This window comes from Spirosoma arboris, from assembly GCF_009754945.1.
GTDB lineage: Bacteria > Bacteroidota > Bacteroidia > Cytophagales > Spirosomataceae > Spirosoma > Spirosoma arboris.
The window spans coordinates 58,111-84,847 of record NZ_WPIN01000008.1 but is presented as its reverse complement, the minus strand read 5'-3'; the positions used below and the strand labels follow the sequence as shown (position 1 = coordinate 84,847).

General features: G+C 47.1%; 13 protein-coding genes. 10 read left to right on the top strand and 3 right to left on the bottom strand.

What is annotated here, in order from left to right; genetic code table 11:
* Positions 1 to 222: 222 nt before the first annotated feature.
* The 6 genes from GO755_RS21190 (at position 223) to GO755_RS21165 (ending at position 14,099) form a co-directional block, all read left to right on the top strand.
* Positions 223 to 561 (top strand): PadR family transcriptional regulator, encoded by a 339-nt coding sequence (locus GO755_RS21190; RefSeq protein WP_157587293.1) that lies wholly within the window; start codon positions 223 to 225, stop codon positions 559 to 561.
* A complete protein-coding gene (locus GO755_RS21185) occupies positions 558 to 3,203 on the top strand; it encodes an ABC transporter permease (protein ID WP_157587292.1) in 2,646 nt (881 codons plus the stop codon). Before GO755_RS21190 ends, GO755_RS21185 begins: the two co-directional genes overlap by 4 nt.
* A gap of 82 nt (positions 3,204 to 3,285) precedes the next feature.
* Positions 3,286 to 5,925 (top strand): ABC transporter permease, encoded by a 2,640-nt coding sequence (locus GO755_RS21180; protein ID WP_157587291.1) that lies wholly within the window; start codon positions 3,286 to 3,288, stop codon positions 5,923 to 5,925.
* Between the two features lie 47 nt (positions 5,926 to 5,972).
* Positions 5,973 to 8,627: an ABC transporter permease gene (locus GO755_RS21175; RefSeq protein WP_157587290.1), complete on the top strand. Its 2,655-nt coding sequence runs from the start codon at positions 5,973 to 5,975 to the stop codon at positions 8,625 to 8,627.
* A gap of 83 nt (positions 8,628 to 8,710) precedes the next feature.
* A complete protein-coding gene (locus tag GO755_RS21170) occupies positions 8,711 to 11,359 on the top strand; it encodes an ABC transporter permease (RefSeq protein WP_227687038.1) in 2,649 nt (882 codons plus the stop codon).
* A gap of 70 nt (positions 11,360 to 11,429) precedes the next feature.
* Complete coding sequence (locus tag GO755_RS21165) at positions 11,430 to 14,099, top strand: ABC transporter permease (protein WP_157587289.1); 2,670 nt, start codon at positions 11,430 to 11,432, stop codon at positions 14,097 to 14,099.
* A gap of 66 nt (positions 14,100 to 14,165) precedes the next feature.
* Here the strand turns inward: GO755_RS21165 and GO755_RS21160 are convergent, their stop codons facing one another.
* The 3 genes from GO755_RS21160 to GO755_RS21150 all read right to left on the bottom strand — a co-directional run bounded on the left by GO755_RS21160 (position 14,166) and on the right by GO755_RS21150 (position 17,845).
* Positions 14,166 to 15,020: a sugar phosphate isomerase/epimerase family protein gene (locus GO755_RS21160; protein ID WP_157587288.1), complete on the bottom strand. Its 855-nt coding sequence runs from the start codon at positions 15,018 to 15,020 to the stop codon at positions 14,166 to 14,168.
* Between the two features lie 202 nt (positions 15,021 to 15,222).
* A complete protein-coding gene (locus GO755_RS21155; protein ID WP_157587287.1) occupies positions 15,223 to 16,197 on the bottom strand; it encodes a pentapeptide repeat-containing protein in 975 nt (324 codons plus the stop codon).
* Positions 16,148 to 17,845, bottom strand: a complete 1,698-nt coding sequence (locus tag GO755_RS21150; protein WP_157587286.1) for a C1 family peptidase — start codon at positions 17,843 to 17,845, stop codon at positions 16,148 to 16,150. The genes GO755_RS21155 and GO755_RS21150 overlap by 50 nt, the downstream gene beginning before the upstream one ends.
* Positions 17,846 to 18,264: 419 nt before the next feature.
* Here GO755_RS21150 and GO755_RS21145 point away from each other — a divergent pair, with 419 nt between their 5' ends.
* The 4 genes from GO755_RS21145 to GO755_RS21130 all read left to right on the top strand — a co-directional run bounded on the left by GO755_RS21145 (position 18,265) and on the right by GO755_RS21130 (position 26,717).
* On the top strand, positions 18,265 to 18,603 hold the full coding sequence (locus GO755_RS21145) for a PadR family transcriptional regulator (RefSeq protein ID WP_111350129.1): 339 nt from the start codon (positions 18,265 to 18,267) through the stop codon (positions 18,601 to 18,603).
* On the top strand, positions 18,600 to 21,293 hold the full coding sequence (locus GO755_RS21140; RefSeq protein ID WP_198174891.1) for a permease prefix domain 2-containing transporter: 2,694 nt from the start codon (positions 18,600 to 18,602) through the stop codon (positions 21,291 to 21,293). The genes GO755_RS21145 and GO755_RS21140 overlap by 4 nt, the downstream gene beginning before the upstream one ends.
* 63 nt (positions 21,294 to 21,356) lie before the next feature.
* Positions 21,357 to 24,008: an ABC transporter permease gene (locus GO755_RS21135; RefSeq protein ID WP_157587285.1), complete on the top strand. Its 2,652-nt coding sequence runs from the start codon at positions 21,357 to 21,359 to the stop codon at positions 24,006 to 24,008.
* A 78-nt stretch (positions 24,009 to 24,086) separates the two neighbouring features.
* Positions 24,087 to 26,717, top strand: coding sequence for an ABC transporter permease (locus GO755_RS21130; RefSeq protein WP_227687037.1), 2,631 nt, complete (start codon positions 24,087 to 24,089; stop codon positions 26,715 to 26,717).
* Positions 26,718 to 26,737 lie beyond the last annotated feature (20 nt).

Sequence of the window (26,737 nt, the reverse complement as noted above, 5' to 3'; positions counted from 1 at the left end):
GTTTGTTTAGGCGATGAAGGCGTGCCACGGTTTGGAACCGTGGCACGCCTTCATCGCCTAAACAAACGATTATTGCTACACTTAATCCGTTCGGCACCGGACAACATGTGTACGATTTCGGACAACTTACGAAAAGCGCATAGGCTTAATTAAGCCATAAATCCACTTTTTACGAATTGGCAAAGCATTTGTTCTACAAAAGTTAATATTATCAGGTAAGTCATGAAACGAACGTACTTAGGCGAGTTTGAAGAAATCGTTTTACTAACGGTTGCCGTCCTGAACGACGCAGCTTATGGGGTCGCTATTACCGACGAACTGGATCGGCAAACAGGGCGCTCTGTAAGTATCAGCGCTGTTCATGCAGCCTTGCATCGGCTAGAAGAAAAAGGCATGCTTAGCTCGCATATGGGCGACGCCACTGCCGAGCGTGGTGGCCGACGCAAACGCCTGTTTACGGTTACGGCGCTAGGGAGTCGTGCACTGCATGACATTCGTGCCATGCGTGATCAGTTGTGGAATTCGATTTCTCCGAATGCCTTGCCAGCCATCAGCATATGAATACGCTGAAACGTCGGACCGGGCAGCCTCCCCGCTGGGCCGACCGACTACTGGAATGGTTCTGTGCTCCGCACTTGCTGGAAGAAGTACAGGGCGATTTGTATGAGCGATTTGAGCGGAACACAACCCGATTAGGGCCGAAACTAGCCCAAAGGCAGTATGCCTGGGAAGTCGTAAGCTTCCTCCGGCCCTTTGCCCTGAAACGTAAACAAAACGAATACTCGTCTCTTCCTTTATTCAGCATTGACATGTTCCAGAACTATCTCAAAATCGCGTTAAGAAATCTGGCTCGAAACAAGGCATACTCAGCCATTAACATCATTGGGTTAAGCATTGGTTTGGCAGCAGCCATGCTGATTATGCTGTACACCAAAGATGAAGTCAGTTATGATCGCTTTCACGCGAACAACCCGTCTATTTATCGAATTACCAGCAGAGACATAACACCCGCTGGTATTGTTGAACATCAACAACCGTACACGGGCCTTTTTCCTGGCCCAAAATTTCACGCGGGCGTTCCCGAGATCATGTCGTTTGTCCGATACCGGGAAAATCGAAAAGACCTGAAACTAGGTAACGAGGTAAAGAGTCAAACAGTCTTCTTTGCGGACACCAGTTTCTTCTCTGTGTTTACGTTCCCGTTGCTAAGTGGTAATCCTAAAATTGTATTACAAGCTCCGCATTCAGTTGTGATTTCGGAGGATATGGCCGAGAAGAGTTTTGGGACGACAAATGTGATTGGTAAAACGCTGCTTTTTAAAGAAGACGACAAATTTGAGCCTTATACTGTAACGGGTGTCGCAAAAAACTGCCCGCAAAATTCGTCCATCAAATTCGATGTATTGATGCCCATGGTGGTTAAGGGCGAGGACATGGCCAACAATGAAAATTGGTTCAGCGTGTTTATGAATACGTTCGTCATTCTTAGCCCCAACGCTAGCCCTAAAGTGGTAGAGGCCAAAATGAATCAAGTGTATTTGGCAGATGCACGGGAGAGTATTAAACTGATGGCCAAAAAGTTTGGTGTACAGGATAAGACTGAATATGCGCTCCAGCCATTTACCGATATGCACCTCAGCAAGGAGCTTCCGGCCAGTAATGGTCTCGTTGACGAAAGTAACCCTACCTTTTCCTACATTTTATCGGGTATTGCGTTATTTATCCTGTTGATTGCCTGCATCAATTTTGTTAATCTGACCGTAGCGCGCTCCCTAAAACGGGCCAAAGAAATAGGTGTTCGGAAAGTGGTTGGCGGAGCCAGAACGCAGCTTATTATTCAGTTTTTGGGCGAATCTTTTATCCTGTGTTTTGCGGCTTTTGCCTTTGCACTCATTTTGCTTGAATTAGCCTTGCCGACATTCAATCAGCTTGCCAACAAAGCACTGGCTCTATCCTATTTATTTGATACCCAATTAATTATTTACTACCTCACGCTTTTTATTGTAACAAGCCTGTTAGCTGGTTTCTACCCAGCCCTTGTCCTGTCTGGCTACAATCCCGTTCAAACGCTCTATAGCCGATTCAATCTTTCGGGCAAGAACTACCTGCAAAAGTCATTGGTCGTTCTACAATTTACACTGGCTTCTTTCCTGATCATCGCATCGCTGACCATTTATTCACAATTCAATTATTTAACCAGTAAAGATTTAGGGTACGATGACAAAAATCTGGTCGTCGTCGATAAATCAAATTTGAAACGTAGCGAGGTTAAATTATTGAAAGAGGAATTACTTAAGGATCAGAATATTATTGACGTAGCACCCAAAAATGGTGGTTTTTGGGGCACAGTCGCCAAAATAAATGGCGATACACAACTGAGCTTCGCGTATGAGACCGTTAATGAAACATTCCTGCCGCTCTTTAAAATTCCGGTTATGAAAGGGCGAAATTTCTCAAAATCGTTCCCATCCGATTCAACTCAATCCGTTCTGGTTAATGAAACATTTGTCAAGAAAGCGGGCTGGAAAAATCCTATCGGGCAGGTAGTTGATTTCTGGCTTGACAGCACAAAATACAACGTCATTGGTGTGGTGAGAGACTACCATTTTGCGTCGCTGAGCCAGGAAATAAAACCGGAATTATTCACGATGAAACCGGGTAACGCCTACGCCAAAGCGTTTATCAAAATCAAACCCAATACCGAAACGGCGAGCCTCCAGCATATCGAAACAGTCTTTAAAAAGTTATTCCCACTTAGCCCTTATTCGTACAAGTTTATGGATCAGGAAAACCTTAAACGGTATGAGTCCGAAGCCAAGTGGAAACAGATGATGCTCTTTGGTGCCATTTTAACCATATTCATTTCGTGCATTGGCCTCTTCGGCTTAGCAACGCTTTCGGCCGAACGACGCACCAAGGAAATTGGGATTCGGAAAGTACTGGGCGCTTCGATTACGGGTATTGTGCAATTGCTCTCAACCGATTTCCTGAAACTGGTTTCCCTCTCATTCATTTTTGCATTCCCTGCCGCCTGGTACGCTATGGATGAATGGCTTAAAAATTACCCCTACCGTATAAACCTGAGCGTGTGGGTATTTCTGCTAACCGCAGCCATTGCCATTTCTATTGCCTTTTTAACCGTTAGCTGGCAATCACTACGTGCCGCCATGATCAACCCGATTAAGAGTTTAAAAACGGAATAAATTGCAAAGAGCAGGGAGCACGGGGCAGGGTTTTGACCATAACGACGAACCGCCCTGCTCCTTGCACCACGCTCCAAAACCTATGGCACCAACTCCACCTCGTTTAGCTGACCGCCTGATCGAATGGTTCTGTGCTCCTCACTTACTGGAGGAAGTGCAGGGCGATTTGTACGAGCGCTACGTTCGGGATGTGGTGCAACAGAGCGTAGCCCAGGCCAACCGAAACTATTGGCGTAATGTGCTGGGCTTCCTGCGCCCGTTCGCACTGAAACGACAAGCTAACGAACATCCAAAACCTTCTTTCCTCAACCCTGTCATGCTACGGAATTATCTTAAAATCGCCTTTCGCAATCTGACTCGTCAGAAGGTTTATTCCTTTATTAACATTGGCGGGCTTGCTGCCGGCATGGCAACAGCCATGCTCATTGGCTTATGGATATGGGATGAGGTTACCTACGACCTCTCGTTTACCAATCACAAGCAGCTCGCACAGGTAATGACCACCAGCATTGGCGATGATGGAGCGATGAATACCGACCCGCGGGTTTGCCAGCCCATTGCTGGTGAACTGCGCAGCAAGTATGGAAGCGACTTTAAAAACATCTCCATGTCGAGGTGGAACGGGAGTGCCCTTGTGGTAGGTGACAAAACAATTTCAGGTATTGGCCTGTGGGTAGAAGATAAATTTCCAGCGATGTTTTCGCTTAGTATGCTGAAAGGCAACATCAATGCATTAACCGACCCCTCATCTATTCTTATTGATGCCACTATGGCTCAAGCATTGTTTGGTGATGCTGAACCCCTGGGCAAAATAATCAGGGTTGATAACAATGACAATTATAAAGTGGGGGGGGTGTTCCGGGATTTTCCCAATAAAAGCCCCATAACAGGAAATACATTTCCAAGCTTGCAGAATGCAAACTATTTCCTGCCCTGGAAAAAATATATCACTACAGAACAATGGGTGAAAGATGCTGCCACCAGTTGGAATAACCGTTCCTGGCAATGCTATGTGCAGTTGGCCGACAATGTGGATGTGGATAAGGAAACAGAGAAGATTAAGAACGTAGTGATGGCGCATAAAACAAAAGCCGAAGGCGTTGAAAGCGCTTATCTATATCCAATGGATAAGTGGCATTTGTACAGCGAGTTTAAGAATGGCAAACCCGTCGGAGGGCTTATCCAATTTGTGTGGCTGTTTTCGATCATTGGGGTATTTGTGCTGCTGCTGGCGTGTATCAACTTTATGAACCTTTCAACAGCCCGTAGCGAAAAGCGGGCCAAAGAAGTGGGTATACGCAAAGCCGTAGGCTCGTTACGCGGCCAACTTATACGCCAGTTTTTAAGTGAGAGTATACTGGTCGCTTTCGTATCATGTATAGTTTCTATTATCCTGGTTATTGTATTGCTGCCTTTGTTCAATTCCCTGGCCGCTAAAAATATACAACTGCCATGGAGTAGCCCAACATTCTGGCTTTGCACACTGGGATTTACCCTCATCACCAGCTTGCTGGCCGGCAGCTACCCTGCCTTGTATTTATCAAAGTTTGACGCCATAAACGTATTAAAAGGCACCTTTCGCGTGGGCAAATATGCATCGCTGCCACGCAAGGTTTTAGTGGTGACGCAATTCAGTTTTTCAATTGCCTTGATCATTGGGACCGTTGTTGTTTTTAAACAAATTCAGTTTGCCAAAAACAGGCCCATTAATTATAAGAAAGAAGGATTGATAACCGTCGGCGGAGTAACACAGGGGTTGCCCAGGTTCTATGATGCCGTACGAAACGACCTATTGGCAACCGGTGTGGTCGATAACATGTCTGGAGCATCTGACGCAACGACAAACCTGGGTGCATGGCGCACCGGCTTTAACTGGGAGGGCAAAAATCCCAATACATTACCAAGTTTTGGTTTTATGTATATGACAGAAGATTTTGGTAAAACAATCGGCTGGCAACTGAAAGCAGGAAGGGATTTTTCCAGAGATTTTGGAACAGACAGTTCTGCCATGGTATTGAATGAAGCGGCCGTGAAACAAATAGGAATGAAGAAGGCTATTGTGGGGGAGACTATCCAGTACGAAGGTAAAAATTATCGGGTGATTGGTGTGGTGAAGGATATCATCCAGGAGTCGCCTTACAAGTCGGTAACGCCTATGGTTTATTTGACCAGCCGTACCTGGATTGGTAGTGTAACGGTTGCTATAAAAACAGGCGTGCCGATAAAAGAGGCATTGGTTAAAATAGAAAAGGCGTTTAAAAAATACAATCCCTACTTGCCTTTTAATTATACGTTTATTGATGAAGAGTATGCGAAAAAGTTTGCGGATGAAGATCGTATCGGTAAGCTGGCAACCTTCTTTACCATTCTCGCCATCTTTATTTCCTGCCTGGGTTTATTTGGCCTTGCCTCATTCGTGGCCGAAGCCCGTACCAAAGAAATTGGAGTTCGTAAAGTATTAGGCGCATCCGTGACGAGCCTGTGGTCCTTACTCTCTAAAGACTTTGTGCTATTGGTCGTTATTTCGTTTGGCATCGCTACGCCAATTGCGTACTATTTCCTGGGCAACTGGCTCCAGAAATACCAATACCACACCGATCTATCCTGGTGGATTTTCGCCGTATCTGGTGTCGGAGCGTTAGTGATTACGTTGTTAACCGTCAGTTTTCAAAGCATCAAAGCCGCGCTGGTCAATCCGGTAAAATCGTTACGTTCCGAATAAATAGCAGGATAAGTCTTACAATCCCTGCCATCCCGTCAACCCTTGCCATGACCCCACCTCGCTTAGCTAACCGACTGCTGGAAATTTTCTGCAATCCTCTTTTGCTGGAAGAGGTGCAGGGCGACTTGTATGAGCGATTCAATCGACGAGTTGCTTCGGTTGGTCTGGCCGAAGCAAGGCGGCAGTTCAACAAGGAAGTATTGGGTTTTTTATGGCCCCGATCAGGGCAGTATTGGGCGGGATTACCAGCAGCCTTCAGGCATCAATTTGACTACCCTAAACCTTCATTCACCCTTATGTTCCGCAACTACCTAAATATCTCCTTACGAAACCTATGGCGGAATCGTCAGGTGAGCGCCATCAATACCTTCGGGTTAGCTGCCGGACTAGCCTGTGGCATTGTCATCTTCCTGCTGGTCAGCTATATGTTCAGCTTTGACCGCTACCACGCCAAAGCCGACCGTACGTTCTGGGTTGTAACCGACATTCGGCACGAGAACGTAGTGCCCACCGATGCCACTCCCCGACCGCTGGCCGACGTACTTCGACGAGAATACCCATTCGTAGAAAGTGCCGTCCGACTGGAAAATACGTTTGGGCGTGTTGTGGGCATACCAAACGGCAAAGGTGGCTTTGCGAAGAAGTTTGAGGAATCGCGAAATATCTGTTTTACCGAACCGCAATTCTTCGATGTATTCGATGTGCAGTGGCGTAGCGGTAACCCCAAAACGGCCTTAGCAGCTCCCAATACGGTTGTGTTATCAGAGCGCTACGCTCAGAAGTATTTTGATACACAAAACGTCATTGGTCGAACGATACGCTTTGATAATCAGACCAATCTGACCGTAACGGGCATCATTAAAAACCCACCTTCGAATACCAAACTACGGTACGATGTTCTCATCTCGTATAGCACAGTTCCAGCTATGATGGGCGAAAATGGGAAACAGGCGATGCAAAACTGGGAAGGCATTCATGCTATGTGTTTTGTGGCGTTGCGCGAGGGGACAGTACCTCAGCGCTTAGCCGATGCATTAGTTGCCACGGGCCATAAATACCTGAAGACCAAAGATGCCAAACTACTGGATTTTCACGCTCTGCCCCTCTCCGATCTGAACCACAATCCGCAATATGGTGGCACAGCGCCCCGGCCCATTTTATACGCACTGATTATTGTGGGTCTGTTTCTGGTCATAGCGGCCTGCATCAATTTCATCAATATCGCGACGGCTTATGCGCTCAAGCGGTCGAAGGAAGTGGGCGTCCGGAAGGCAATGGGCAGTACGCGTATGCAATTGATTGGGCAATTCCTTATCGAAACAACGCTCATAACGCTGACAGCTGTCCTTGTCGCGATCTTATTCGCCCAGCTGGCTTTACCCCTGCTGAACAACGCATTAGCCATTCTGGGAACTGACCTGTCTGTACTTGACCTTCTCAAACCTCAGTCACTTCTGTGGTTTGGTGCGCTGATTCTGGGCGTTATTCTGATAGCCGGTTTTTATCCATCGTTAGTGTTGTCCCGCTTTAATCCAGTAGCGGCCTTACGAGGTCGGTTAACGACGAAACAGGTGGGTAGTGTGTCCGTTCGGCGTGGACTAGTCGTCGTGCAATTCTTTATTACGCAGTTGTTTATTATCGGGCTCATCGTGATGATGGCTCAGGTACGATACATGCAGAAGAAAGACCTGGGCTTCTACAAAGATGCCGTTCTGACTGTTCCAGTCCCTACCGATGATCCCATCCGTCAGCAAACGCTGCGTGATCAATTACAGACTTTGCCAGGAGTTGAGCAAATTTCTTTGGGTGCCGAGCCACCCACATCGCGCCAAAGAGATCCGGTTTCGTTTACATTCGACACGCACACTCAGCCCGAAAAATTTCCGACCCGAGCCAAAATCGGCGACATGAATTATGTGCCACTCTTCGGCCTGAAATTGCTGGCTGGACGTAACTTCAGCACCAACGATACGACCAACAACGAAGCCCTTGTCAACGGAACGATGGTGAAGCAACTGGGCCTTCAATCACCCGGTGATGTGCTGGGAAAACAGCTTACTATATGGGGGCAACATCGAGTTATTGTCGGGGTAGTCAATGACTTCAATACCGACGAGCTATACTCGACCATTCCACCAACGACCCTCATCAACTATCACCCTGAGAATAACATGGCTGCGATTAAACTAAATCCGGCCGATTTGGCAGAAACGACCAAGGCAGTAGAAGCCCGATGGAACGAGTTATTTCCGGAGGCTGTCTACAAAGCCTCTTTTGTGGATGAAATGCTCGATCAGTTCTACCTGAAGGAGCGCGTTCTGCTAGGGTTGATACAGGTATTCTCACTGATCGCCATACTGATTGGTTGCCTGGGCCTGTATGCCTTAGTGTCGTTCATGAGCGAAGCAAAAACGAAGGAGATTGGCATTCGGAAAGTGATGGGTGCAACGGTGAATCAGGTGCTCTGGCTGTTTGGCAAGGAGTTTAGTAAGCTGATGCTCATTGGCTTTGTACTGGCCGCACCACTTGGCTGGTTCCTGATGCGGGGCTGGCTAAACGGATACGCCTATCACATCGATTTCAGCTGGTGGGTTTTCGCCCTAGCGCTGGGAATGATTGTGGTTATTACGTTGGCGACGGTATCGTATCAGTCACTAAAAGCAGCCATTACCAATCCAGCGAAGAGTTTGCGAACTGAGTAGTGCCGACCGTCCCGGTCGGATGTAAATCAGCTATAATCGACCGACCGGGACGGTCGTCGGGCCGCCGGAGCGGCACTACAACTATGAAACCACCACCCCGTTACGCTGACCGCCTACTCGAATGGTTCTGTGCTCCTCATTTGCTGGAGGAAGTACAGGGTGATTTGTACGAGCGGTTCGTTCGCGATGTGCGGGATGTAGGTAGCCAACGTGCGAACGAACGCTATTGGGTCAATGTGTTACGTTTTGTGCGTCCATTTGCCCTCAAACGTCAACCGATCGAGTATTCATCACCGTTTTCACTAAGTCCTGTTATGCTGAGTAATCATTTTAAAATCGCCTGGCGGAATCTCGTTAAAAACAAGGTGTATTCAGCCATCAACATTTTTGGATTAGCTGTGGGCCTGGCAACCTGTCTGCTGATTACCCTGTATGTTTTTGATGAACTTAGTTACGACAAGCATCACAAAGATGTTAACCGGCTCTATCGGGTAGCCACGGAAACAAAACAGGAGAATTGGGCCGCAACAGCAGCACCTACTGCTTTGGGTCTGAAAAACGACTTTCCGGAAGTCGAACAGGTTACGCGGCTATTGAAGGTTCCGAACATGGACAAAATGCTGTTGCGGTATACACATAACCACCAGCAAAAGCAGTTTTTTGAAACCAACGGTTATTATGTGGACTCCACCTTTTTCGAGTTGTTCACGTATCCATTTAAATATGGCAACCCACAAAAAGCCATCAATCAGCCGAATACGCTCGTTATTTCTGAAACCTTATCCAGCAAACTATTTGGTGAAGAAAACCCGGTTGGCAAGGTCATCAACGTTGGGCTTCCTTTTGGCGATTACAATTATACCGTTAGCGGGGTATTTCGCGACACGCATAAATCGCACATTGATGCCCATTTCTTCCTGTCAATGCAGAACGGCGATATAGGCAATTGGGTAAATCAGCAAAAAAACTGGGCGACCAATAATATCTTCTACACCTATATTAAATTGAAGGATGGGGTCAATGCACAGGCTTTTGAAGCAAAACTCCCCGCCTTTTTGAATCGGCATGGAGCGGCAGATTTAAAGGCCTTGGGGGTTTCTAAGGAGTTGGCTCTCCAGGCCGTGCCCGACATCTATCTGACGTCTAGTATGGACAATGAGATTTCGGCAAATGGGAGCATGACGTATCTGTATGTTTTTGGGTCAATAGCTGCCTTTTTACTGTTGATTGCCTGCATCAACTTCATGAACCTGAGCACGGCCCGCTCTGAAAAACGCGCCAAGGAGGTCGGTATCCGGAAAGCAATGGGGGCTATCCGGGCCTCGCTGGTGAGCCAGTTTTTGGGAGAGTCATTGCTCATGTCCTTGTTGGCTCTTTTTCTGTCACTAGGCTTTATCCAACTCCTGCTTCCTGTCTTTAATAGCCTTACGCAAAAGAACTTAGCGCTTTTCCAGAACCCTATCTTCGTTATCTGGATCGCGGCTATAACATTACTAACAGGTTTATTGTCTGGCTTGTACCCAGCGTTTTATCTCTCTTCGTTCAGGCCAATTACCGTACTGAAGGGAAAGCTCATCAATAGCATTTCGGCAACGGCGCTCCGAAAGGGTCTGGTGGTTTTTCAGTTTACGGTGTCCATTGTTCTGATTTTGGGCGCGATCGTTATCTGGCAGCAATTGTCTTTCGTTCAAAACCAGCATTTGGGTTTCAATAAAAGCCAAAAAATTGTCGTACCTCTCCAGAGTAATCAGGCAACTGGAAATTACACTGCCTTTAAGGATGAAGTCCTTAAGAACCCGAACGTGGTAGCGGCAGCGAGCGGTTCTACTTACCCCGGTATTCCGAGTGATAATGACCTTCTTTTTTATGCAGAAGGGAAAACTGTCCATGAGGCAGTGGATATAAATTTCGCAACCGTCGAGAACGACTACGTTGAAACACTGGGCTTTAAACTCCTGTATGGCCGGGCTTTCTCGAAAAACTTCACCGCCGACTCAACGAGTATAATCCTCAATGAGGTAGCTGTCAACCAATTAGGCTTTGACCCCAAAACGGCTGTTGGGAAGCATATCTATTTCGAGTGGCAGAATGTACGCCACCCTATGCAGATCGTCGGAGTGGTCAGGAATTATAATTACGAGAGTCTACATCAGGAAATCAAGCCGTATGGACTAACGACCACGATTGGCGATAAACACCGCTATTTTATCGCCAGTGTGCAGACGACAGCGTATGCTAAACTGCTGGCAGACATGGAGCAATCGTGGAAAAAGGTAAATCCAGATACGCCCTTTTCGTATTCATTCCTCGATCAGGATTTCCAACGGAATTACGAAAAAGAGCAGCGTACATCGAGTATCGTGCTCTATTTCACACTGATTGCCATTGTGATTGCCTGTTTAGGCTTGTTCGGCCTGGTTGCTTTTTCGGCGGAACAACGTACTAAAGAGATTGGCATTCGAAAGGTGCTGGGCGCATCGGTACCGAGTATTGTGGCCCTGCTTTCCAAAGAGTTTGTCCGGCTGGTAGTCGTCGCTAATCTGATTGCGGTGCCCATCGCCTGGTATGGCATGAACCAGTGGCTCCATGACTTTGCCTATAAGGTTACGATTGAGTGGTGGGTCTTTGCGCTGGCTGGTTTGCTGGCCCTAAGCACCGCCTTACTAACCGTGAGCTTCCAAAGCATCAAAGCCGCATTGATGAATCCAGTAAAAAGTTTACGATCTGAATAAAACGCCTGGAGCAAGGGGCACGGAGCCAGGATACTCCTGCACCGAGCACCTTGTTCCAGGCTCCAAGCCTATGAATCCTACCCCATCTCGTTACGCTGACCGACTACTCGAATGGTTCTGTGCTTCCCACCTGCTGGAGGAAGTGCAGGGCGATTTGTATGAACGATTCGTCCGCGATGTGCGGGCCGTAGGTATCCAGCGAGCAAACCAACGCTATTGGGTCAATGTGCTACGTTTCATACGTCCCTTTGCTCTTAAACATCAATCGACTGAGTATACATCACCAAGTCTAATGAACCCGCTTATGCTACGCAACTATTTCAAAACCTCGATTCGTAACCTGACGAAACACAAAGTCAGCACGCTGATTAATCTATTTGGTCTTACGTTAGGCGTAACGGCCTGTCTGGTGATTTACCTCATCACCAGTTTCGAACTAAGCTACGATACGTTTCACCCCGATGGCGAACGCATTTATCGACTTGTTGGCGACGTAAAGTATAACGCAACGGACGAAACACATCCGGTAGGTTTCCTGCCAGGTCCGGTTCCATTAGCCCTGCGGAAAGAAGTTGCGGGAATCGAAACCGTTGCCGCTTTTCACAATATTGACTCAGATGTATTGATCCCGAACGGAAAAGAAAAGCCGATACGATTTGAAAGCCGAAGACGGACAGGGGGCAATGCTGAAATAGTAGTTGTTGAACCGCAGTATTTCGATATTTTCAAGTACCAGTGGCTGGCAGGCAATCCGAAAACAGCGCTGAATGAACCATTTAAACTAGTCCTGTCTGAAGAAAAAGCCCATACCTATTTTGGGAATTTGCCGCTGACCGAAATCCTGGGTAAAGAGCTTATTTATCAGGATTCGGTTCGAGTTAGCGTAGCGGGTATTGTAAAGGATTGGGCGAAACCAACTGATTTTACCTTCACCGATTTTATTTCGTTTGCGACGATACGCGCCAGTCAGTTAAAACGGGACATAAATCTTGACGACTGGAACGACAACTGGTCTGCTTCTCAAGCTTTTGTGAAGCTGCCAACAGGCTCAACACCCGCTCAATTAGCAGCCCCATTTCAGCAGTTCTCGAAAAGACATTTTCAGAAGGAAATGAAATTCTGGCCGAGTTTACAACCCCTCTCCGACCTTCATTTTAACGACAATTACCGGGACAATTACTCTCGAAAAGCGCATTTACCAACGCTATACGGCCTGATGGCAATTGCTGGTTTCATCTTACTGATTGCAGCAATAAATTTCATCAATTTATCGACGGCTCAGTCTGTACAACGGGCTAAAGAGACAGGGATTCGTAAAGTAATGGGAAGCAGTCGGACGAATTTGGTACTCCAGTTCCTGAGTGAAACTGCCTTTTTAACTTTTCTGGCCGTGCTCATTTCGCTGGCACTCGTCAGTCCTATTCTTTCCGTTTTCCAGTCGCTCACTCCAAAAGGATTAACGTTCGATCTGTTCAGTTGGCAAACGCTGGTTTTCCTGGGAGTCGTTACCCTGATTACGTCGCTTCTGTCCGGTTTTTACCCATCCTGGGTATTGTCGTCGTATGTACCAGCGCTGACGCTCAAAGGCCAAACGGCTTTGACGGGTGGGCAGAAAGGGTATTTGCGAAAAGGGTTAATTGTGTTCCAGTTTACGGTTTCATTAGCCTTTATCATCGGTACGCTCATGGTTGGTCGCCAGCTCAACTATATGCGGAATAAAGACCTTGGATTTTCAACCGATGCCATTATTGAAGTTCATACTTTACGCGATGAAAAAAGCCTTGTCTTGGCCAATAAAATCAGGCAATTAGCTGGGGTTGAGATGGCTACGCTACAATGGTTTCCGCCTATGGGACAGGCCTATATGGTGACCAAACTGAAATATAGCGGCAAAAAGGACGTGGAGATGGATGTATCAGCGAAGGTGGGCGATGCAAATTTCATTCCGCTTTATAAACTCCGGTTACTGGCTGGTCGAAACTACCTGAAAAGCGACTCGCTCCGGGAGATAGTCATCAATGCTACGTATGCAAAAGCATTAGGCTTTAAAAAACCAGCCGATGCGGTCAATCAACTCATTCAATTCCAGGATAAACAGTATCCTATTGTTGGCGTAGTGGCCGATTTCCACGAGCAGTCATTTCATGAAAAAATTAGCCCCGTGTTTATCGGCTATATGCCTCGGCAGGCAAAAGATATTGGCGTTAAACTCGCAACGAAAGGCGGGCAACTCAGCGATTTAAAAGCAACGCTGGCAAGTATTGAGCAACAATGGAAAGCGGTCTATCCCGACAATAAGTTTGACTATGCGTTTCTGGACGAATCCATTGCCAACCTCTACGAAAAAGAGCAGAAAACGGGGCAGCTCGTCAACATGGCTACCGCTATTGCTATTCTGATTTCGTGCATGGGCCTGTTTGGGCTGGCGACCTTTACAGCGCAACAACGTACCAAAGAAATTGGCGTTCGCAAAGTGTTAGGGGCATCAGTGCCCAGTATTGTAGCCTTGCTCTCAAAGGATTTCCTTGTCTTAGTCGTCATCGCCTTAGTAATTGCCTCCCCTATTGCCTGGTGGGCCATGAGCCAATGGTTGAAGGACTTTGCCTACAAAGTAGACCTTGAATGGTGGGTATTCGCCCTGGCCGGTATTCTTGCCATTGTGATTGCTTTACTCACGGTCGGCTTCCAAAGCATCAAAGCCGCCCTGACGAATCCGGTAAAAAGCTTGCGATCAGAGTAAAATGCGTGGTGCGTGGAGCAGGGGATGCAATTACTAGCCCTGCTCCACGCACCATGTTCCATGCGTTTACTGCACCTTCACGCGATTATACATCTCGCGGAAGTTCTTCACGCTTTCGGCAATTTCGGGGCCGTTGTTTTCCCAGTGATATTCGTATTCCACATCGATTGGTCCTTTAAAATGCTGGCGTTTTAGCTCGGCAATAACCTGCTCTATTTTGCAATCGCCGGTTCCCCAAACGACATCGTGGTATTTGCCATCAGGTGTATCTTTTTTCACGTCTTTAAAGTGCATGCCCAATACGTGCCCATTCAGCTTTTTCAGACACTCGACCGGATCAAGTCCCGACCGAACCCAGTGACCAATATCGGAGCAGGAACCCACGTATTTGCTGTTACCGATAGCTGCCAATACCGTATCGGGGTGCCAGTAGCGCGATGGTTTGGGGTGATTATGAAGCGCGACGTTGATTTTATACTCATCGGCCAGTTTTCGTACCAGCGGCATTTGCGCAGGCGTAGGCTCTGAGTTGATGTTCAGAATACCCATGTCCTTTGCAAACGCAAACAGCGTCTTCCATTCATCATCCGTTTTGGGATTCACAACCCCATAGGCGGTAAGCGTCAGGCCCTTGTCTTTGATCAGTTTCTTAACCGCCTGACGAGTAGCGGCATCCATCGTAAAATCCATTTTCCCTTCTACGCCACCGCCGATGGTCTGTCCCGGAAAAGCCTCCACGTATTTCAGACCGCAACTATCAATTTTACGTAACGCTTCGGCAAAGGTGAACAACCGAAACGAATAGGCCTGCGAACCCAGTTTCCAGCCCGCTTTGTCTTCAGGCCCTTTCTGTGCCAGTACGGGGACGGCACTTACTGAAAGTATCAGCCCGAAAAGCAGGAATTTTGTCAAATGTTTCATAGTAGAGTTTCTCTTTGTTTTAAGCAAAAAGAGTAACCCTTGGTATGTTTACCCTAATCTCATAGGGGTTTTAGAAATTTGAACAAACAAACTCATTGTTCAGATTTTCTCCCTAAGTCCCTTTCAGGGCAGGACTATTAAGTCCTATTTTTTAGCCCCTCTCCCGTTTTGGGAGAGGGGTTGGGGTGAGGGTAAACGCCGTCTACTCAATCCGAACCGTACCAGACGCAGCCACCCGGGAACCTATCATGGTTAGCGTAGCGGGTTGTGGACTGCTGAACTCCAACGTTGGTTTTAGGGAAAGAAAAAACGCATTTTCGAAGGAAATTGACTCACTTTTGACGCTAACGAACGATGCTTTCGTGTCGAAGAATGCTTCCTGAAAGCTGGCTTCTTTCAGCGTTGTGCTATTAAAATCGACGGCATTTTTAAAGCGGCAATTATCGAAAATACTGCGCCCAGTAAACTTCGCATAGGTGAAATTGAGCAAGCCGTATGAGGTGCATAACGAGAAATCGAGGTTAGCTCTGAAATCAGCCAGATTGAATTGTGCATCGCCATTAAAAATAGCTCCCTGAAAATAGCTTGTCGCGGCCCAGGTTGATTTCCAGAAACTGGCCATCTTCCCAAAATAAGTGGTCTGAAAATGCGCTTCCTGAGCAAACAGTATATTGTCGAAATACGCTTCCGACCCAAAACGGGCACCTTCAAAAGAAGCGATTCGGTTAAACTGACTTTTGGAAAAACAACTGATCCCCGCTACCGAAACCGACTGAAAATTAGCCACATCATTGAATTTACAGTCCACGAAAGACAGGTTTTTCCGGAATTCGCACAAGGTAGTTTGTCTCTCTCGCTGACTGAATCCCAATACCTTACCTGTAAACACGCAGTTCTTGAAGAAGACAGGCGACTCGATCACCGCTTTACGAACCGTTTCCGTTTCGGGATAGGTCGCTAGTGTCGTAAAATCCAGATCGCCCTCAATCGTCCGGTTTTCCAGCAGAATCGGCTCCTGTTTTTTGAGCTTCTCCAGGATACTGGCAGCCGATACGTTTTTCGTGCTGGACGTTGCGGTTGCCGTGCAGGCTACGCAACTAAGGCCAATCAGTAAGATCGCCAGTAGCTTACTTACTAGTAGCTGGCCGGATCGATTGGGTTGCGCTTTGGCGATCATGTTCCCGAAGTTTTTGAGCAAAAGCACCGCTCTTTTTCTGTTGACGAATGAAGCTGAAGATTTCTTGTGGCGAGTACGCGTTCAGGTTATCTGTCTTAATAGCCGAATTAAATTGCCGGCGCGATTTCTCAGGACTTTTGACGGTCGTCTGATTTTTGAATGAAAAAGCTACACCTGTTTCGGCTCCATTGGCCATTCGAGCAGCATAGCCACTTTTGAATTTGATAGGCCGATCTGTCGTGTAGAAGAAATTATCATCCTCATCAGCTTCATTGAAGGCACCATCAGCATCCACGATCAACACCAGATAATACGAACCATTCAGCGAAGAGGGCACTGAATAACTCACCTGTACGCCTTCGTCGTTACCGAAAAGCTGCTCCGAGAGGCTACTACCAGCCGGTATAGGCAAATTCAGATTGCAGTTACCACCATCGCAGGTGTATTTGCCTGAAGCCAGATTTTTGGTTGTATATGTGTGGTGGAACAGGACGCCATAGTCGTTTGCATTACGAGCGTTATAGTAAATGTAGTAGGCTGTCCAGGGCGTTTGCGGCTTCGCGTCGGCATTCCCATCGTTATAAATATTAAAGTCCAGGGCGCGGGCAGTCGAAGAACCCGTACTTACATAATCCGAGAAATCCTCATTTACCCAGGCCACCAGATCGACGCCGTTTGTGGTTGGTGTAGGCTGTGGAGTTGGATTGGTATCATCCTGCGGCTTCGTGGCGCTTTCGCTCATCACCATCAGCGCTTTGTTGCCCAGACCATCATCGGTAACAAACGTATTGATCAGGAAATTGTAATCAACCCAGATGAAACCCTTGCTCCCCCAGCTTGCGCTCCAGGAATTGACAATTTTGAACGCACCATTGGCTCCTTTTTTATCGTCGTACCCAACAATTGACAAGCCGTGGTAAGCATCCTTACCAACCTGATTATAGGTTGTATTCGACGAAAGCACGTTATCACTGTTCCAGGACATAAAGTTGTCCGACAACTTTGCCAGAATCATAACCGGCAGTTTACTAGCTAGTTGCTGCTTGACACTCAAGACTGTAGGATCAATGATGCGGTAGCTTTTTATTTTATGTTTAGCGGCTTCGGTATCCCAACTGGCCGATGCGCTTGCCTTGCTACAATCGCCTAAATTGCTGTAAGGAACCACGCCCAGCGTAGCAGCTCCCCGCTGTTGCAGCACATCCAGATTTGCCGACAGGGTACTTCCATTACAGTTTTTCCCTTTTTGCGACCCCTCTGGAATGGCAGTAAATAAGTCACGGGGACTAATTTGATACGCAGCGTTTGTCAACTGCGAAGTCGTGTATCCTTTGGCAATCCCTTCAATGGCGGTTTTTGCGTAGTAGCCAACTGACCAGGACACGCAGGTGCCGTAACTACCCTGATCACCAACCGGCGGCAGATTAGGTGTTAAATCCACCGAAGTAGGCAGGTTATCGGCCGAAGCATACCCAAACTTAGTTGAAACGGGTACGTCCGCCAGGCTTTCATTACCGATACCACCGAGCGAGTACGGTAGCTGGCTGGGATTGCCCTGATCTGGGGCAGGCACTTTGTTTTCTTCGTTCTTACAGCCCAATAGCAGACTTGCTATACAAGCAGTAAGAATCATTCCTTTCATGTTCATTGTAGTTGTTGTGCTTTAGTAAAAAAAGAGGAACGTTTGACTATTGACACAACAAAGGTCTTCCCGCATCAACCGGCAGGAAAGGTGAGTAGTGCTTAACTGGTAAAAACAGCGCCTGAACTGTAGAATTGGGGATTGAAGTGATTATTTCCACTCACCCCAACCCCTCTCCCAAAACAGGAGAGGGGCTAAAAATAGTCGAGCATTCTCCCCTCTCCCAAGATGGGAGAGGGGTTGGGGGTGAGGGGAAATGGCCAATAGCCACTCTAGCACCCTTGTCCCAAACCGTACGCTCTCTGTCCGAAAGCGGACAACAAATCCTCACGCATCGCCTTAAAAAGTGCCCTTACAAAGCCAGAAAGGCTATTTCTCAATCTGGCAAAGCATTTGCTCAGCAAACATAGAACTAATTAATGGCCATGAAACGAAGCTATTTGGGCGAGTTCGAAGAGATCGTGCTGCTAACCGTTGCTGTGATGGAAGGGCAGGCGTATGGCGTAGCGCTCACGCACGAGATCATTGAGCAAACGGGACGCTCAGTTCGTCTGAACCAGATTCACGCGGCCTTGCAACGGCTGGAAGACAAAGGCATGGTAAAATCCGAAATGGGCGAGCCTACTGCCGAACGAGGAGGTCGCAGGAAGCGGCTGTTTACCGTAACTGCCTATGGCCGACGGACGTTGCAGGAAATTCAGGATGTGCGGGTGAATTTATGGACCCGGATGCCAGACCCATTCAATCCGGCCATTAGCTTATGAAATCGCCCGTCAGTCCACCCCGCTGGGCCGACCGCCTGCTAAAACTCGTCTGCGCTCCTCACCGACTGGAGGAAGTACAGGGAGATTTGCACGAGGAGTTTGCCTGGCAAGTGGAACGTATTGGCGAAAAGCGTGCACGCTGGCGATACTGGCGAGATGTACTGGGGTTCGTCAAGCCCTTGTCGATTAAGAGAAAACAAATGGCTGAAATGCCCTACTGGAGATCCACATACCATCACAATCAGTACGCCAATTCAATAAACCCGGCTATGCTACGAAACTATTTCAAAATCGCCTTTCGAAATCTGGTCAAGAATAAGGTTTACTCGTCTACCAACATTATTGGGTTGGCAGTGGGGACGTTGTGCTGCCTGTATATTGTCCTGTATGTTCAGGATCAGTATAGTTATGATAAGCAACATCTGGATGTAAACGACATTTATCGGATTACAACGCTATGGACGATTCAGGGCGATAAAGGGAATTGGGCTACGGTTACGGCACCTGTTGCGCCAGCGATGAAAAATGATTTTGCGGAAGTAGCCCAATATACGCGCATCGTGCCAGACCTTGGTATCGATCATCATTTGTTACGCTATCAGGATAAAGCACTCTATGAAAAAGACGCGGTTTTTGCCGACTCTACCTTGTTCGATCTATTCAATTTCCACTTCGAGTATGGTAATCCTAAAACAGCTTTGTCTGCTCCGTATACTGTAGTGCTGTTAAAATCTACTGCCGATAAATTGTTTGGGTTGGAAAATCCGCTGGGCAAAGTCATTACGATAGACAATACAAACGGCAAACACGATTTTACCGTATCAGGAGTTGTAGATGAAAGTCTGGGAAAATCGCACATCCAAGCCAACCTGTTTATGTCGATGAACAGCGGGGGTTTCGGTGATTTTGCCCTTCATAATAATTCCTGGTCCGGCGCCAACTTCGTTATTTCCTACGTAAAGCTTCAGCCGAAAACCAATGTGGCTGCTCTGGACAAAAAGCTACCTGCCTTTTTGAAAAAGTATGGAGACGAACAATTGAAAAGTCAGGGTATGACCAAAGACTTGCACCTGGAGCCAGTACGGTCTATTCATACGTCACCCGGCTATAAAGGCGTCGAATTGACCAAACCGGTTAGCCCATCGTTCCTGTACATTTTATTACTCATTGCTGGACTCATACAGGTTATAGCCTGTATCAACTTTATGAATCTCTCCACAGCGAGGGCGTCAAAAAGAGCCAAGGAAGTGGGCGTTCGAAAGGTTACCGGAGCCGAACGCACAGATCTCATTCGTCAATTTTTAGGCGAATCACTCCTGTTGTCATTTATCGGCGTATGCATCGCCTTGCCTTTGCTGATTATACTACTCCCCTATCTGAATCAACTTACCGCAGCCGACATAAGCTTAACCTTTTTAACCGATTACAGGCTCTGGGTGGTACTGGCCAGTCTGGTTATGATCACTGGCTTACTGGCTGGCAGCTATCCCGCTTTTTACCTCTCTGGATTCCAGGCGATAAAAGTTATCAAGGGAAATTTCACGAATCATATTTCCGCAGCAGGCATCCGCCGGTCGCTGGTTGTATTTCAGTTTGTCTTATCAATTGTGCTGATTACCGGCATCATTATTATTTACAGCCAGTTGAGTTTTATCAAAAATAAAGACCTGGGTTTCGACAAAGACCAGAAGCTTATTTTTTCCTTTCATACCGGCGAAGCAGTCGCTAAACTGCCGGGCTTTATGGCCGATATCCGCGCTTTAGCGGAGGTTAAAACGGTTAGTAGAGCAAATAATTCTCCTGGGCAAATGGTCCTTTACGATATGCACCTTTTCCGGGCTGGCGGAAATATGACCACTGCACCTGACGCCAGCTTCATAGAGGCCGATGAACAGTTCATGAACGCAACGGGTATTCGGCTGGCCAGTGGTCGGGATTTCAGACCGTCTGATTCAGGGAAAATAATTATCAATGAATCACTTGCCAAATCCTTAAACTTAACGGTAGCGTCTGCACCAGGCACACGGGTTTATTCTCAGAGAGGTGACGGTTCTCCCATGAACTTTGACATCATTGGGGTCATGAAAAATTATAACTTCAGCTCGCTACGTGATGAAGTAAAGCCCCTGTTCCTCACGTATTCGCCAGATACAGGTTCTAAACTCATTGTGAGTGCCGCCAGCAAAAACTATACTGCCTTACTGGATAAACTAGAAACCATCTGGCAAAAAGATTTTGTGAATACCCCGTTTGATTACGCCTTCATGGACGATGATGTGCAAAAGCAGTATGAAGCTGAAAGCACCCTCGGTCGCATTGTCAATTCATTTACACTTATGGCCATCCTGATCTCCTGCCTTGGTTTATTTGGACTGGCAGCCTTTGACGCCGAACAGCGAAGTAAGGAAATAGGCATACGTAAAGCGTTGGGTGCCAGCGTATCGGGAATCATACAGCTTTTATCGAAAGACTTTTTAAAATTAGTGATGGTCGCTTTTGTTATCGCAACACCTATTGCCTGGTGGTCTACGAACCAGTGGCTACAAGGGTTTGCGTATAGGGTGCCTGTAAGCTGGTGGATGTTTGCCATAGCTGGTCTACTTTCCCTTTTTATAGCCCTGTTCACGGTCAGTTTCCAAAGTGTGAAAGCAGCATTAATGAACCCAGTTACCTCACTACGTTCTGAATAGCATGGTGCAGGGCGGTTCCTACAACGTACTCTTTACCCTGCACCGCGCTCCAAGCTCAAGGCCATGAACCCACCCCGCTTAGCTGACCGCCTGCTAAAACTCGTTTGTGCTCCTCACCGGCTAGAGGAAGTACAGGGCGATTTACACGAGGAGTTTGCCTGGCAAGTGGAACGCATTGGCGAACGGCGGGCACGCTGGCGGTACTGGCGAGATGTTCTAGGATTCATAAAACCATTTGCAATGAAGCGCGAATCCGTAACTGGAAGCTTCAATAACTACCCTACCCCAACAAATACGGTTATGCTACGAAATTATCTCAAAATCGCCTTTCGAAACCTGGTCAAAAACAAGGCGTATTCCGTCATTAACATCGGTGGGCTGGCGGTCGGCATGGCCGTAGCGATGCTGATTGGGCTTTGGTTGTGGGATGAATTATCCTACGATAAATACCACAAAAATTACGACAACATCGCTCAGGTATGGAGTGGTGGAACAGACCCGCAAACGAGTAAAATTGGAGGGTCTGTTTCATTGCAATTTCCTATGGGAGCCATTCTTAGAACGAAATACAAACACTATTTCAAACACGTATTGATGGCCTGGTGGGTAAGCGGTTATACGTTAAAAGTTGGTGATAAGAATTTTCAGAAAACGGGGGAATTTATTGAAGCCGATGCGCCCGAAATGCTTTCGCTAAACATGCTAAAAGGAAGCTATTCGAGCTTAAGCGACATGCACTCCATCATTCTGTCAAAATCAACGGCCGAGGCTATTTTCGGTACCGATGACCCGATAAACAAATCCTTAAAAATTGACAATCGAATTGATGTAAAAGTAACGGGCGTTTATCAGGATATACCGAAGAATGCCCGGTTTGGCGAAGTGCAATTTTTCTCTCCCTGGCCTCTTTGGGTTGCCTCCAATGAGTGGATAAAACAGTGCGAAAATGAATGGAACAATCGCTCATTTAATATCTATGTCCAGTTGCAGCCAACGGTAACCATGGCGACCGCCGACGCAGGTATTAAGGATTTTCATTACAAAAATTTACCATCCAGTTTTTTAAAAGAAATGCAAAAATATAAACCATTTGTTCAGCTGGTTCCCATGAGCACCTGGCATTTATATTCAGAGTTTGTGGATGGTAAACCCGCTGCCGGTCGTATTACATTCGTTTGGCTATTCGGTATCATCGGCGTATTTGTGTTGCTGCTGGCGTGCATCAATTTCATGAATTTAAGCACGGCACGTAGTGAAAAACGAGCCAAAGAAGTTGGGATTCGGAAAGCCATTGGGTCCATAAAATGGCAGCTCGTCAACCAGTTTATGAGCGAATCATTTTTAGTGGTTGTCCTCGCATTTATTCTGTCTGTAATACTCGTTGTAACGTCGCTTTCCTGGTTCAATGAACTGGCAGACAAGGATATGTCCTTACCTTTTACTAATCCCGTCTTCTGGCTTATTTCTCTTGTATTCATTACGTTAACGGGTTTTCTGGCAGGCCTTTATCCAGCTTTTTATCTGTCGTCTTTCCAGCCCGTTAAAGTTTTAAAAGGAACGATTCGACTGGGTCGTTTTGCGGCACTGCCCCGCAAAATTCTGGTGGTCGTTCAGTTTACCGTTTCGGTGGTTCTGGTTATCGGCACCATTATCGTTTACCAACAAATCCAGCATGCCCGCAACCGCCCAATTGGGTATAATCGGGAAGGATTAATAAACCTCTCCATGAATGACCCCAATTATAAAGGGAAACATGAACTACTAAAAAGTGAATTAGTCAATACGGGAATGGTTACGGACGTAGCCTTCTCCTCCAATCCATTAACAGCCGTTTGGAGTAATTCGGGTGGTTACGACTGGCGAGGCAAAGACCCGGAAAAAGATTCTGATTTTGCCGTTTGCGAAGTCACGCATGATTTCGGAAAAACCGTTGGGTGGCAATTTATTGACGGTCGTGATTTTTCAAAAGCGTTTTCGACTGACTCATCAGGTTTGATTATCAATGAAACAGCGGCCAAATACATGCATCTAAAAGAGCCCGTTGGTGAATTTGTGAAAGGGGATGATAAAGTAAGTACCTGGAAAATAATCGGTGTTATTAAAGACCTGGTGATGCAATCGCCTTACGAACCCGTCAAGCAGACGTTCTTCTTTCTGGATAAAAATTATTCTCAGTCAAGTCAACTGACGATCAAGATTAATCCGACGGTAAGTGCTGCGGCTGCTATTCCTCAGATCGAAAATGTAATCAAAAAAATAGTCCCTTCGGCTTCCTTCGATTATAAGTTCGTGGATGAGCAATATGCCGCCAAATTTTCGGCAGAAGAGCGTATTGGCAAACTAGCTTCTGTTTTTGCAGTGCTTGCCATTCTCATAAGCTGTCTTGGTCTTTTCGGGTTAGCGTCGTTCGTAGCTGAACAACGTACCAAGGAAATTGGCGTTCGCAAAGTGCTGGGTGCGACAGTCACCAATTTGTGGGGATTGCTCTCCAAAGACTTTGTCTTTCTGGTGATTATCTCTTGCCTGATCGCCGTACCCATCGCCTGGTATTTCATGAATCAGTGGCTTCTGAAATACGACTACCACACCGACATTGAATGGTGGATTTTTGCAGCCGCCGGTATAGGTGCCCTGATCATCACCTTGCTAACCGTTAGTTTCCAGGCGATCAAAGCGGCCTTAATGAACCCGATTACGTCACTTCGTTCAGAATAGCGTGGAGCAGGGCGCACGGAGCTGGGATTACTCAGCAGTGTACTTTATGCCCCTGCTCCGCGCTCCAAGCCCCTTGCCATGAATCCACCCCGCTTAGCCGACCGCCTGCTCAAACTCGTTTGCGCTCCCCATCGCCTGGAGGAAGTGCAGGGGGATTTGCACGAAGAGTTCGCATATCAGGTCGGGCGGATTGGTGAGCGTCGGGCGCGGTGGCGCTACTGGTGGGATGTGTTGGGGTTTGTAAAACCCTTTGCGATGAAACGAAAACCGGTGGTAGCCATGCAGCATCACCGATATAGTACCGATACAACAACGTATTTAATGAACCCAGCTATGCTACAGAATTATGTCAAAATCGCATTTCGAAACCTTACCAAGAACAAGACGTTCTCGGCCATCAATATGCTCGGTCTTGCTTTGGGCATGGCCTGTAGTTTATTGATTATGCTATGGGTTCAGGATGAGCTGAATGTCGATGCGTTTCATGCTAACAAGCAGCAATTGTATCGAATTTATATGCGGGAGTTTTTCAGCGGAAAAGTACAGGGCGTCATCTGGACTCCCGGTCCGCTGGCCGATGAGTTAAAAAAATCGGTGCCCGAAATTCAGATGGCAACGCCTTATGAATGGGTAAGCAACCAAACATTCTCCGTCGGCGCTAAAGTGAACAAACAGGCGACCAACGCGGCTAATGCTGATTTCTTCAAGATGTTCAGTTACAAGCTCTTGCAGGGAACTCCCGAAGCTGCGTTGAGAGATCGCAATAGTCTGGCAATTTCCCGAACAATGGCCGAAACGTTTTTTGGTAGCCCCGAAAAAGCCATTGGCAAATCCATCCGGTTCGACAATCGTAAAGATTTGCTGGTAACCGCCGTCTTTGAAAACATAGGCCAAAACAGCACCTTACAATTCGATTGTTTGCGCAATTGGGATGAATATGTAGAGGATAATCAATGGGCCAAAGGTTGGGAAAGTACCGATCCACTCACCTTTTTTATGCTTCGCCCCGATGCTGATCCGGCAAAAGTAGAAGCGAAAATTAAGCATCTGCTCGACAAGTTTAATCGGGACGAAGGCAAGCCTTTTCACACCGAGCTGGCCATGCAGCCTTTCCACGAATACTACCTGAATAGTAATTTCAAGAATGATAAAATCGACGGTGGGCGTATCGAATATGTGCGATTGTTTACCATTGTCGCAGTGTTTATCCTGCTGATTGCCTGCGTCAATTTCATGAATCTGGCCACAGCCCGGTCGGCCAAACGGGCCAAAGAAGTGGGGGTTCGGAAGGTGATCGGAGCCGCTCGTTTTTTGTTGATCGGGCAATTTATTGGCGAAGCCCTGTTGCTCACAATCTTCTCTGTTTTACTGGCAGTCTTATTCGTGGCCTTGCTCCTGCCGGCGTTCAATAGTCTGACCGGCAAACAGATCGCTCTGCCCATAAATACGCTTTCGTCCTGGGAGATTCTGATTGGCCTGACTCTGACAACGGGTTTACTAGCCGGAAGTTATCCTGCCTTTTTCCTGTCTTCACTTAGTCCAGTTCGCGTGTTGAAAGGCGCGTTGAAGTTTGACACAAAGTCCACCTGGCTTCGGCAAGGGCTGGTTGTCTTTCAGTTTGCCCTGTCGATCATCCTGATTGTAGGCATGATTATCATCTACAAACAGGTGGAATATGTACAATCCAAAAATCTAGGCTATGACCGGGAGAATCTCATTTATTTTCCGCTGGAAGGTGATCTGAACAAGAACTATGACATTCTGAAAGAAGAGCTTTCGCAGATTCCGAGTATAAAGCAGGTATCGCACATGTCCGCAGAACCAGCGTCCAATGGGTCAGGAACCGAAGGCATCAGTTGGGCCGGGGCTGATCCGAATGACAAAGTTCGATTTACGCCCGTCGGTGTTGGCTATGATTTTGTCAAAGCAATGAACATCAAGGTAGTAGAAGGGCGGGATTTCTCAAAAGCGTTTCCAACAGACTCCACTGGTTTTCTGATCAATGAAGCGGCTCTAAAAGTTATCGGCTTCAAAAATCCGATCGGCAAAACGTTAACCTGGGGCAATGGCAAGGGAACGATCGTCGGTGTTTTGAAAGATTTCCATTTTCAATCCCTGCATACGGCTATACGACCACTAATTGCTACGTTAAATACAGGTAAGAGACGGCAGGGAGGCAATGTAATTGTCCGTATTGAAGCCGGTAAAACCACCGAAGCCCTTGCTCAGTTGGAGACCATCTGCAAAAAACTGAATCCGAAATTCCCCTTCACCTATTCGTTCACCGATCAGGCTTACGCCAGTCAGTACAAGAGCGAGCAGATTGTGAGCAAACTCTCAAATTACTTTGCGTTCCTGGCCATTTTCATTTCGTGTCTGGGTCTGTTTGGATTAGCTACGTTCACCGCCGAGCAGCGCACCAAAGAGATTGGTGTTCGCAAAGTGCTGGGTGCATCGGTGACCAGCATCGTCGGCCTCCTCTCGCAGGATTTTCTAAAACCGGTTGCCATCGCTATCCTGATTGCCTCGCCTTTAGCGTGGTGGGCCATGAATCAATGGCTTCAGGGATTCGCCTATAAGATTAATATCGAGTGGTGGATGTTCGTCATGGCAGGTATACTATCGGTTGTAATTGCCCTGGCAACGGTTAGTTTTCAAAGCATCAAAGCCGCCTTGATGAACCCGGTTAAATCATTGCGAAGTGAGTAGTGCCGACCGTTCCGGTCGGC